This window comes from Spirosoma sp. SC4-14 (assembly GCF_037201965.1).
Lineage (GTDB): Bacteria > Bacteroidota > Bacteroidia > Cytophagales > Spirosomataceae > Spirosoma.
This window is the reverse complement of sequence record NZ_CP147518.1, coordinates 4,695,032-4,707,204: the sequence shown is the minus strand read 5'-3', so window position 1 is coordinate 4,707,204 and position 12,173 is coordinate 4,695,032. Positions and strand designations below refer to the sequence as shown.

At 49.2% G+C, this 12,173-nt stretch carries 8 protein-coding genes; all 8 read left to right on the top strand.

Features of this window, described 5'->3' with window-relative positions:
- The first annotated feature begins 1 nt into the window (after nt 1).
- The 8 genes from WBJ53_RS19135 to WBJ53_RS19100 all read left to right on the top strand — a co-directional run bounded on the left by WBJ53_RS19135 (nt 2) and on the right by WBJ53_RS19100 (nt 12,125).
- Nucleotides 2-1,831, top strand: coding sequence for a RagB/SusD family nutrient uptake outer membrane protein (locus WBJ53_RS19135; protein ID WP_338869050.1), 1,830 nt, complete (start codon nt 2-4; stop codon nt 1,829-1,831).
- Nucleotides 1,832-1,929: 98 nt separating this feature from the next.
- A complete protein-coding gene (locus WBJ53_RS19130) occupies nt 1,930-4,839 on the top strand; it encodes a TonB-dependent receptor (RefSeq protein ID WP_338869048.1) in 2,910 nt (969 codons plus the stop codon).
- Nucleotides 4,840-4,861: 22 nt separating this feature from the next.
- Nucleotides 4,862-6,592, top strand: a complete 1,731-nt coding sequence (locus WBJ53_RS19125; RefSeq protein ID WP_338869046.1) for a RagB/SusD family nutrient uptake outer membrane protein — start codon at nt 4,862-4,864, stop codon at nt 6,590-6,592.
- Nucleotides 6,593-6,819: 227 nt separating this feature from the next.
- Nucleotides 6,820-8,100, top strand: a complete 1,281-nt coding sequence (locus WBJ53_RS19120; RefSeq protein ID WP_338869044.1) for a polysaccharide pyruvyl transferase family protein — start codon at nt 6,820-6,822, stop codon at nt 8,098-8,100.
- 55 nt (nt 8,101-8,155) lie between these two features.
- Nucleotides 8,156-9,103, top strand: a complete 948-nt coding sequence (locus WBJ53_RS19115; RefSeq protein WP_338869042.1) for a nucleoside hydrolase — start codon at nt 8,156-8,158, stop codon at nt 9,101-9,103.
- Between the two features lie 18 nt (nt 9,104-9,121).
- Complete coding sequence (locus tag WBJ53_RS19110) at nt 9,122-9,868, top strand: DUF1080 domain-containing protein (protein ID WP_338869040.1); 747 nt, start codon at nt 9,122-9,124, stop codon at nt 9,866-9,868.
- 24 nt (nt 9,869-9,892) lie between these two features.
- A complete protein-coding gene (locus tag WBJ53_RS19105; protein ID WP_338869038.1) occupies nt 9,893-11,209 on the top strand; it encodes a Gfo/Idh/MocA family oxidoreductase in 1,317 nt (438 codons plus the stop codon).
- Between the two features lie 337 nt (nt 11,210-11,546).
- A complete protein-coding gene (locus WBJ53_RS19100) occupies nt 11,547-12,125 on the top strand; it encodes a TetR/AcrR family transcriptional regulator (protein WP_338869036.1) in 579 nt (192 codons plus the stop codon).
- The last annotated feature ends 48 nt before the right edge of the window (nt 12,126-12,173 follow it).

Sequence of the window (12,173 nt, the reverse complement as noted above, 5' to 3'; positions counted from 1 at the left end):
CATGAAAAAAATAGTATACGGTTTTACTCTCCTCTTCTGCTGTTTTATTACGACCTCCTGTCATAAAAACTTTCTGGATAAAGCGCCCGGTGTGGATCTGACCGAAGACAATGCGTTTTTGAATAAAGCCAACCTGGAGACCTTTATCACAACGATTTATCGCTATGGTGTCCATTCCAATTTCCGATACCGAGTTCAGGGCGAAGCGGTATCCTCTCCTGACAGAAACTACATCCCCTTCTCTGGTGTAAACACAACCGACTGTATTCATCCGAGTTCCAGCATCAGCGACGAAGGCGATGCATCGGAAGCCGCCTTTGTGAATAATAACCGATGGAATGAGGGTACGGTGCTTCCGGCTACCATCGTGAACGTCGAGGACTTTCGGTATTACATTCGGTGGATAGCCTTACGCCAGATTAACCTTGTTCTGAAACGGATCAACGAAGTGCCCGATGCCGATGAGGCCTATAAAAAACAGGTTATTGCCGAAGTGAAGTCCTTGCGCGCCTTGAATTACCTGGAAATGCTGAAACGCTACGGGGGTGTCCCGATTGTCGATAAGGTGTTTGAACCCGGTGAAAAAGCGATAGTACCCCGAAGCTCATTCAGCGACTGTGTAAAGTTTGTTGTCAAAGACATTGACGAATCGGTTCCCAACTTACCAGCCGCTTACTCGGCGTCGCAAACGGGCCGGGTAACGGCGCTGGTGGCACTGGCGATCAAAGCAGAAGTTTTGCTGTACGCTGCCAGCCCACAGTATAATACCGCAACGCCCGTGCTACCGATGGCCAATGCCGCCGACAATGCCCTGATCTGCTATGGTAATTTTGACCAAAACCGGTGGCAGTTAGCTGCCGATGCTGCAAAAGAGGCCCTCGATTATGCCCTGGCCAATGGCTACGGGCTGATTGATGAGCCAGCGAACCGAAATCCAAAAGAACTGGACAATGGCACCGTTGGGCCACTGGGCAATTATCGGGTATCGTGGGAAACGACCAATAACAAAGAGTTGATATTCATGTATCAGGGTGGCGGGAACAGCGCCGGAGCCATTACGAACATAGGCAATGCACCCCTGACCTTCTGGAATGCGTCCTGCTTTGGTTCGTTCTGGAGCGGCATTAGTGTGCCGTTGAATTTCCTGAAGAAGTACGAAAAACTAGACGGAACACCGCAAACCTGGGACGCTGCCGGTGGAACGGACCTGCTCGCAAAATATGCTGAGTTAGACCCTCGGTTCAAGCAGTCGATGATCTATACCAATGGCTATTATACGGCACGGGATCCTATTGCCCAGATCTATAGTGGTGGTAAAGATTATGTGAACTGTAAAGGCGGTTTGTGGCTGCGTAAATACATACCCCGCAATGCCACCAGTGGTAATTTTGTGATGAACGATGTGCTCTTTCGAGTCAACGAATTGTATCTCAATTATGCCGAAGCCTTAAACGAAGCCGCTGGACCCGTGCAGGCCGCCTATGATGCCGTCAATGCCATTCGGACTCGTTCCGGCATGCCCGATCTGCCACAGGGACTCACCAAAGAACAGTTCAGGCAGCGCGTTCGCAATGAAATTGCCATTGAAATGCTCAATGACGATCACCGGTTCTGGGACATCAAACGCTGGTTGATTGCCGAAGAAGAAGGGGTCATGAAGGGAAATATGGATGGGCTGCAAATTACCCGGACGGGAACCGCACCCAACTACAAATATTCGTGGAAGCCATACACATTTGAGACCAGGACGTTCAACAAAAATATGTACCTGCATCCGTTCCCGTTGACTGAAGTGCTTAAAGGAAATTTAGTCCAAAACCCCGGTTGGTAAGCATGGTATTTGCTGCTGGGCGGCATTCCGCTGGGCGATACCTCGCTGGGCGGCATTCCGATTACTGTCTCCACTTTTAACCAACTTCCTGAGCCACAATGAAACGATATTATACCATACATTTTTTTCTTGTCCTACTTTCAGCCCTGCTTCTGAGTAAAAACGCACAGGCGCAAAAGGGAACAAGTCAACTGTCTGCCCTGGACAGTGTCACCGTTTTGCCCATGTCAGCCAGTAAAAACATTGGCTATGGCACCCAGGCTGCACAACGGATCACCAGTGCTATTTCCACAGTATATGGGGCGGACCTGGAAAAAAACTTTTCCCTTAACCTCGGTAATACCCTGTATGGACGTTTGGCGGGTTTATCCGTTGCACAGGGCGGATCGGAGCCGGGGGTTTCTACACCCAGCCTGTTCGTGCGAGGGGTTAATACCTTCGGTGCAGCCGGTAATGCTCCGCTTTATGTGATCGACGGCTATATCAGCAATGGAGTGGGACCAGCCAATTCGTTTATGCAACTGGTGCCCGAAGAAATTGAAACGATCACGGTCCTGAAAGATGCTTCGGCAACGGCAATTTACGGGGCTCGCGGGGCCAATGGCGTTGTATTGGTTACAACCAAAGCGGGGAAAGAGGGCCCGCTGCGGATTTCATTTACCACCAAACAGGGATTCAATCAGGCGCAGTACGTACCAAAATTTTTAAACGCCTACAATTATGCCACGCTGTATAATGAAGCCCTAGCCAACGACGGTTTGCCATCTCGCTATACGAATGCCGACCTGGATGCTTATAAAAATGGGTCTGATCCCGTTTTTCATCCCGACGTGAACTGGTATAATCAGGTGTTGCGGCCAACAGCCCCGGTCTCCAGTTACAACCTGACCTTTGGTGGGGGCGACAAATTCGTTCGGTATTTTGTGACGCTGAATGCGATCAACAGCCAGGGTTTATTTAAAAAATTCGGCGAAATGAATGATGAAAGCTCCAATTCAAAATACGCGAAGTATAACTTTCGGACTAACCTGGATGTGAACCTCACCGACCGCTTGTCGGCCGAATTTAAAATTGCCGGTGCGTTTGAGCAGACCAACAACCCCAACAACTACACCACCGGGTCGACCTTTAGTTTACTGGCTCAATTGCCTCCCAACGCTTTTCCGGTTTACAACCCAAATGGTAGTTATGGTGGTAATGCGTTATATGCCAACCCAGTGGCCAACTTACTATCAACAGGGTTTTATCAGAACAACGCACGTACTGTTTTGTCGTCGCTAAAGTTAACGGAGCAGCTAGACATGCTGGTTAAAGGACTGAGTGCGTCTGTTGCTGTTTCGATCAATAACTACTTTAAATCGGGGTCGTATAAATCCAAACAGTACCCACGCTTTTCGGTGTCAAGCGGGCCAAACGGAGATGCCGTCTACAGTCCTGCCGTTGGACAGCTCACCTCGCTGGTAGGCACGGAAGAGACACTGGATCAATATCGAAACCTGATTGTACAGGGGTTTCTGAATTATAAACGGACATTTGGCAAAAGTGATGTTTCAGGTCTATTGATGGTCAATACCGATAACGTTACGGTTTTTGGCCCGGCTTCGGACCCCAGTACGCCAACCGCTAACTCAACAGATCCCTACAAGCATAATAGTGGAGCGGGCCGGTTTACCTATGCGTACGACAATAAATACATGGCCGAATTTTCGGCGGGGTATATGGGAAGCGATCTTTTCGCTCCCGGCAAGCGGTACGGGTTTTTTCCGGCTGCGTCAGTCGGCTGGGTTGTTTCCAGCGAGAAATTCCTAAATAAAAACAAAGCCGTTGACTACCTGAAACTGAGAGGTTCCTATGGGCTTGTCGGCAATGATAACATTGTTTCTCAAGGATTGTCGTCGCGCTATGCCTATACCGCAACCTTTGGTGGTGGTGGCTACTTTTTTGGAACGGGTAATACGGCTGTTGGCGGATTAGCCGAAAATGTAATTGCCAACCCCAACGTAACTTGGGAAAAAGAAAAATCGCTAAACATTGGTGTTGACGCTACCCTTTTCAAGAATTTCGACCTGTCAGTTGATGTGTTCAATCGGGATCGTTACGACATTGTTGTGGCGTCGGCGAGTACGACACCGTTGTTTTCTGGGATCGTTACACCAAGTCTGAACCAGGGTAAAGCGAACAATAAAGGGTTTGATGTATCCCTGCGCTACAATGGTACGCAAAAAAAGGATTTTCAATTCTTTGTCGAAAGTAACCTGTCCTATTTTAAGAATAAAGTGGTTTTCAATGCGGAGGCTATTCAGTTGAACACTGGTTTGTATAGTACAGGGTTAGCCATTGGCCAGCCGATTGGCCTGAAAGCCATTGGTTTTTATAGTGAGGAGGATATTGCCAGGCGACAGGTCGATCCCAAGAGCGTTCCCGGCGTGTTGAGTGAGATCATTAGAGCTGGCGACATAAAATACCAGGATATTGGCGGGCCTGATGGCAAACCCGATGGCATCATCGATGCCAATGACAGAATACCCATTGGTAACCCCGGCCTGCCTAATCTGTCGCTTGGTTTGCACACCGGTTTCCGGTATAAAGGATTTGATGCCGATCTGGTCTTCCAGGCAGTTACGGGCAACACCGTCTATTTAGGCGGTAATTATTTTCAGGCATTTCAAAGCAATGGGCAGGTAGCTGCCATTGCCCTGAACCGATGGACACCCCAAACAGCAGCTACAGCCGACTATCCACGGTTATCGTCAAAAGACAATTTGAATAACTACCAGTTTTCGAGTTTCTGGCAGCGGGATGGGCGTTTCCTTAAACTACGTAGTGCGGAAATCGGGTATTCGCTGCCAGCGGGTTTATCCGACAAACTCCGGCTCAAAACAGTGCGATTTTTTGTCAATGGTACGAACCTGTTCTCTCTCGACCGGATTCCGTATGGCGACCCCGAATCGTTGACGGGCTACCCCGTAACCAGAACCGTTACGTTAGGCCTGAAAGTCCAGTTGTAATCCATTTATAAGACACTGACGAATGAAAAAATATATCTATACGTTAACCGCTCTGGCTGCGCTGGCAGTAAGTGCCTGCCAGAATCTTGACCGTGAATTTGTGACGACTATCGGTCAAAAAGAGATTGAGCAATCCTTCGGGAATGTACAGGCCTTACTGAATGCCGTGTATGCCGATATTCCCGATGGCACCGTTTATATAGGGGGGGCAGCCATGATGGCCTCAGCAACGGATGAAGCTGAATTTACGGCTGAGACAAACCCGATTCAGAGTTTCAACACGGGTAGTTGGAATGCCGTCAATAACCCGGACCTTGTTTGGGGGACGTATTATCGTAGCATTCGGAAAGTAAATCAATTTCTGGTGTCGACGGGCAAGATCAACCTCGACCCCTGGAAACTCGACCCATCGGCATCGGCCCAGCAGGTGTATCAAACAAACCTGGCGGCCATCAAACGGTGGACCTACGAAGCCCGATTCCTGCGAGCGTATTATTACTTTGAGCTGGTGAAACGATATGGGGGCGTACCACTCATCAACAAAGCCCTGTCGCTGGACGAAGATCTCTCGAAAATACAACGTAATAGCCTGAGCGAATGCCTGCAGTTTATTACAGCTGAGTGCGATTCGGCGGCTGCTCAATTACCGCTCAATACCTCTACGTTGCCTTATGTGGCCGCTACCGACCTGGGCCGGGTAACGAAACTGACCGCGCTATCGCTGAAAAGCCGGGTGCTTTTATATGCGGCCAGCGATTTATTCAATACCCCTTCCTGGGCGGGTGGATATGGCAAACCTGAACTGATTTCATTACCAGCGGGCGATCGTGTTGCGCGCTGGAAAGCGGCTTCCGATGCCGCAAAAGCGGTGATCGATGCGGCTGCCCTGCCTACGCTGGGTGCTTATAAATCGCTGTTCAATACGTTCAACAATGGCGAAATTATTTTTACCCGAAGTAATGCGGCCAGCAATACATTTGAAAAAAATAATTCGCCGATTGGGTTCAGTTTAGGACAAAGTGGCAATACGCCTTCGCAGGATTTAGTCGATGCTTACGATGTAAAGGTGAATGCGACAACAGCGGCTAAATTCGACTGGAATAACCCGGCTATGGCGGCTGATCCCTATGCTAACCGTGATCCTCGCTTAGGGTTCACCATTGCGGTCAATAATACGCCCTTCGGTACACCCGCCCGCAACGTTCAGTTATGGACGGGGGGACTCGATGCCAGGCCAATTCCTTTTGCTTCCAAAACCGGGTACTATCTCCGCAAATACCAGATCGAAAGCCTAAATCTGATCAATGGCAATACGGGTGTACACAGTTGGATTCTTTTCCGGTATCCTGAAATCTACCTGAACTATGCCGAAGCCCTCAATGAGTGGAGTCCTGGTAATGCCGATATCAAGGCGTATTACGATCGGGTCAGGAATCGGACAGGCGTTGCCATGCCACTTTTACCGGCAGGCTTATCGCAGGCGGACGTACGGGAAAAAATACGTAATGAAAAACGGGTCGAGTTTGCGTTTGAAGATCATCGTTTCTGGGATGTTCGCCGGTGGATGCAGGCCCCCACCTACTTTAATGCGCCTTTGCGGGGGGTAGACATCACCCGGAATGCGGATGCTACGTTCACCTATAAGCCTGTTACCGTTGAAAATCGGGTATTTACCCCAAAAATGTATCTGTATCCAATCCCGCAGACAGACATCAATATAGCCGGGGGCTTAGCGCAAAACCCACTTTGGTAAGCCTATACATCTTTTTTGATCTAGATAAGTTTGCATCATAGGTTGGTTTCGTAAACGCTTCCCCACAGGTTTGGGGGAGCATTTTCTTTCCCTGAATGGCTCAATTGCTGAAACTGGCTCAGTATTCCTGCGAACGGGGTGATTTAACCGTTTTTGAACACAAATTAGTGGAATGGATAGTACACAGTTTGTTGCTATCAGCACTACCTAAAATGATATCCCTAGCTATGAAACCTAATCAACATCAAAACCGGAGAAACTTTCTGCGTCAGGCCAGTCTTTTAAGTGCGTCGTTGCTGGCTAGCCGGATCGTGCTGGCAACGGGTAAGCCTGATCCGGTTATTCTGTTTACCTCGGGCTGGCAGGATGTCAATATTGGCGATATTGCCCATACGCCGGGCCTGATTGCGCTTTTGAAAAAACGGCTGCCACAGGCCAAACTTATTCTCTGGAAACGTAGTAGTAGTGCCAAAGTGGAAACCATGCTGAACCACTATTACCCGGATGTGCGCATCATTCACAGCCAGGTGAAAGACAACGTACCGCAGGCCGAAGAGGTGAAGCAGGCGTTTCAGCAGGCTGATTTTTTTCTGCACGGCTCCGGTCCGCTGGTGGTAGCTGCCGACTATCTGGAAGCCTGGCATGCCCAGACTCATAAGCCTTTCGGACTGTTTGGCGTTACGATCCAGGATGTTTACCCCGCTCTGAAAACGCTGCTGGCCAACGCGTCGTTGATTTTTACCCGCGAAACGGCTTCTATCGAGGTATTGCGAAAAGCCGGGCTGTCGGGTAGCCATATCGCCTTTGCACCCGATGCTACGTTTGCGCTGACCATCCGGGATGACGAAAAAGCGAAGGCGTTTCTAGCGGCCAACGACTTAAAACCCCGTCAGTTTATCTGCGCCATTCCCCGCCTTCGGATGACGCCCTATTACAGGATCAATGCGAATTCCGGCTGGAGTGCGGAGAAAATAAAGGAAGTCGATACCCTGAACGATACGTGGAAAGAAGCCGATCATGCCAAACTCCGCGAGGCCATGATTGCCTGGGTACGGCAAACGGGCAACAAGGTGCTGGCTTGTCCCGAAATGACGTATCAGGTAGACATCATGGACGAGTTATTGATTGATCCGCTACCTGCCGACGTGAAAGCGAAGGTTGTCCGGCATCTGTACTGGCTCCCCGACGAAGCTGCGGCTGTGTATGCCCAGGCGCATACGGTACTCAGTTTCGAGTGCCATTCGCCCATTATGGCGGCCGTGAATGGTACGCCCTGTTTTTACCTTCGGCAGCCGCAGGATACAATCAAAGGACAAATGTATTACGATTTAGGGCTGGGCGACTGGACGTTCGAGATCGAGCAGACAACGGGACAGCAGATTACGGATCGACTGATGCAGGTTACGAAAAATTACAAAGCCGCCCAGCAGAATGTCCGGAAAGCTCTGTCCAACGTGAATGACCGATATGACGAAACGTTTCAGCTATTACGAAAAACCTGGTTATAAGGTAGTGCAGATTACAGCCTGAGTTTTTAGAATCGATTATGCCAATCGTCATCACATGTACATCAACCGCCAACTGTACTTAACTTTTAGCCTGCTACTCCTGCTTGGTTGCGCCAGCGTTTTTGCACAGAAGCAAAAAGTATGGCTCGACGCCGACACTGGTAACGAAACCGATGATGTGTATGCCATTATACGGTTGCTGGCCGAACCTTCCGTTGACGTAGTAGGACTAAGTTCGGCTCATTTCAACAATGCCGATCTGGTTGCTTTTGATAAGTGGAACCAATACCCAACGAAGAATATCAAAACGGTAGCGATCAGTCAGCAACTCAACGAAGAAATTCTGCGGGCAATGGGCAAACTATCCATTCCGCATCCGCTCGGGGCCGACCGCCAGATTGGACGGGCCTGGGGCGGTAGTGAACCCCGGCCATCGGCTGCTACCGAGCAACTCATTCGGACAGTTAAAACGTTACGGCAAGGCGAGAAGTTAGATGTAATCTGCCTGGGCGCCCTGACAAATATTGCTTCTGCTATACTGATTGACTCTACAATTCTTCCCCGAATCAGGTGGTTCGCGCTGGGTGCTAAATACAATGTCCAGACCAACGCCTGGAGCAAAAACGAATTCAATATCCGTAACGACCTGAATGCCTTCGATTATTTGCTGAATAACCGGAAGGTCGATCTTACCTTAATGCCAATAGATGCCGCCCTCCCATTCCGATTTATGCGGGATACGATCTATCATAGGATTGATGATACTGTTCTGGCCCAACGACTTCTTAAACAGCGCTGGCAGGAAACCAATCCACAGGATAAAATCCGTACGCTCTGGGATCTAGCGTTGGTGGAGGCTTATTTGCTGCCACAAAATGCAACAATACAGGGTGTGTCGACGCCCCCGGAAAACACAAAGCGGATAATAAAAGCGTATCGTAAACTCGACGAAAAAGCCTTGACGGATGATTTTTGGCGCGTCATCAGGCAATTGACAAACTGACTATTACGTCCAGAAGTTATGAAAAAGCAAATGATATTCAGTGTATTATGTCTATTGGTAGGTTTTGTGAGCCTGGCAACGGCGCAGCAGCCACCCAATACACTCACCGATGTTGAAAAACAAAACGGTTGGAAACTACTGTTCGATGGAGTCAGCTCGTCGGGCTGGAAAAGTGCCTGCAAAGATGGTTTTCCTGAGAAAGGATGGACATTAAAAGACGGTACAATTGGCGTGGCCGAAATGGGTGGACATGAACATATTGTAGGGGGCGACATCGTGACGAAAGACCAGTTCAACGCGTTCGATCTACGCTTCGAGTTTAAATTGGCTCCTGGCGGCAATAGCGGTTTAAAGTATTTTGTCACCCGTTCTGAAGGTGATAAAGGGGCCGTCATTGGGTTAGAATATCAGATTCTGGACGATAAATTACACCCCGATGCCAAACAGGGAAGAGATGGTAATCGCACACAGGCATCGCTGTATGATCTGATCAAAGCCAATAAGCAGGAGCAATTTGTGAACCCGCCTGGTCAGTGGAATACGGGTCGGATTGTGGTGTATCCCAACAACCATGTCGAGCATTATTTGAATGGCCTAAAAGTACTTGAGTACGAACGGGGTTCGCCTGCCTTTCGTGAATTAGTCGCCAACAGTAAGTACAAGGGCTTTGCCCATTTCGGCGAAGCACCAAAAGGGCGTATTCTGCTACAGGATCACGGCAATGCGGTGAGCTTCCGCAGTATTAAAATCAAAGCCCTTAACTAACCTTACCCGTTAAACCTTATTTCTATGGATCGTCGGACATTTGTTAAAAATACCGCACTGGCTACGGCCAGCACCACGATTTTAAACTTCCCTATTTACGGTAAAAATGCGCCCAGCAACAAGGTTGTTGTGGCCATAATGGGCGTCAACAGCCGGGGCGCTTATCATGCAAAGTCGTTTTCCAAACTGCCGAACGTGGAGGTGGCTTATCTGTGCGATGTAGAAGAAAAAGCCATCCAAAACGGCCTGGATGCGGTTAAAGACGCCAGCCGTCAGCCCACCATCATCAGGGACATTCGCGAATTGGTGACCAAAAAAGACTTCGATGCCCTGCTCATTGCCGCCCCCGATCACTGGCACGCGCCAGCGGCTCTGATGGGTGTTGCCAACGGCAAGCATGTGTACGTAGAAAAACCCTGCGGTCAGAACCCCTACGAAAGCGAGATGCTGATTCAGGCCCGCGACAAGTACGGTAAACTGATTCAGGTCGGTAGTCAGCGCCGGTCGTTCCCAACCCTCATCGACGCGGTAAAGGAAGTGCGGGGCGGGGCCATCGGCAACCCGTATTTTGCCAAAGCCTGGTATACCAATTCCCGAAAATCCATTGGGATCGGTAAGAAGGTAGCCGTGCCCTCGACGCTGGATTTTAACCTCTGGCAGGGACCCGCTCCGCGCCAGGACTACCGCGACAATCTGGTGCATTACAACTGGCACTGGTTCTGGAACTGGGGAACGGGCGAAGCCTGTAACAATGGTAACCACGAGATCGACTGCTGCCGCTGGTTTATGGGCGTCGATTTTCCGTCGAAAGTAACGTCGTCAGGCGGGCGGTATGCTTTTAAAGATGACTGGCAAACACCCGATACGCAGGTCGCTACGTTCGAGTTCGACAACGGGAAAGCCATCACCTGGGAAGGGCGCAGTTGCAGTTCATACCCCATCGACGGCAGTGGACGGGGCTTTATCATTTACGGCGACAAGGGTACGCTGGTCAACAAAGGTGGGGGCGATTACCAGATTTTTGATGACAAAAATAAACTGGTGAAGGAGATCAAGCCGAGTACCAAACTCGACCCCAACAACACGGTCAGCGCAACCGGTGATCTGGAACTGACGCACTTCACCAACTTCGTAGAAACTATCCGGGAGAATACAAAACTAACGGCACCGATTAACGAAGGACACAAAAGCGTGCTGCTCTGCCACCTGGCCAACATCGCCCAACGTACCGGCACAACCCTGCACTGTGACACGACGAACGGGCATATCAAAGACAATAAAGCCGCTACGCAACTCTGGAAGCGGGAGTACGAAAAAGGCTGGGAAATGAGAGTTTCGTAAATTTTTCTGGCAGGATTAACCGAATTTACAGGATTGATTCTAAAACTGTTCAAACTTTCCAATTTCGGTTAACACTAAACAGATTTTTTGTCATTCCGACATCAGGAGGAATCCGCTCCGGCGGCCCAGTCAAACTCCCAGTTAATCAAGCTTGAGATTCCTCCTGGCGTCGGAATGACAAAAAATAAGCTCATATTTTCTTTAACAGGAAAAGTTTAAATAGCTTCTCTGTTGATGCTGTCAGAAAAATACGTTCGCAAAGTGAAGAAAAATTCATTTAAAATTTGCCAATGAATTTTTCTTCACTTTCCTTTGCATCGTCAATACGCCAATCGGTATGCGCACTAAAGACGAAGCAAAAGAAAAGATCATACTCGATACGGCCCTGCGGCTCATTATGCAGACTGGACTATCGGGGCTCAAAATGTCGGACCTGGCCAGAGAAGCCGGTGTGGCTACGGGTACGGTGTACGTCTATTTCGATGATAAGCCTGCCCTGATTCAGCGGCTCTATGCCTATCTGCTTCGCAAAAGCCTCAGCGACCTCAACGCAGGGATTGCAGCTACTGATCCACTACGGGTTAAAATTCAGAAAATCACCCGTAACTATCTGGATGACAATTTAAAATATCCTGAGTATACCGCTTTTTTTGAGCAATATTTCCGCTCCCCTTACTTTGCAGAAACGGAGGTCATACGCGCCGAAGAAGCCAGCGTTATGCAACCTATTTATGATCTGGTGGTAGAAGGTCAGCAGCAAATGATCATTAAAGAAGCCAACCCGGATTTGCTGGTCACGCTGGTTTGTGGTATGCTTAATGAACTGGCTAAACAGGCTCTGTTTTCGCAGCAACCCATCAGCAAAAGCGACTGGGAGTTAACCTTCTCTGTTATCTGGGACGGTGTCAAACGATAATTATTTGTAGAGACGGCGTAGCATGTCGTCTTAATTTTTAACTTTTAA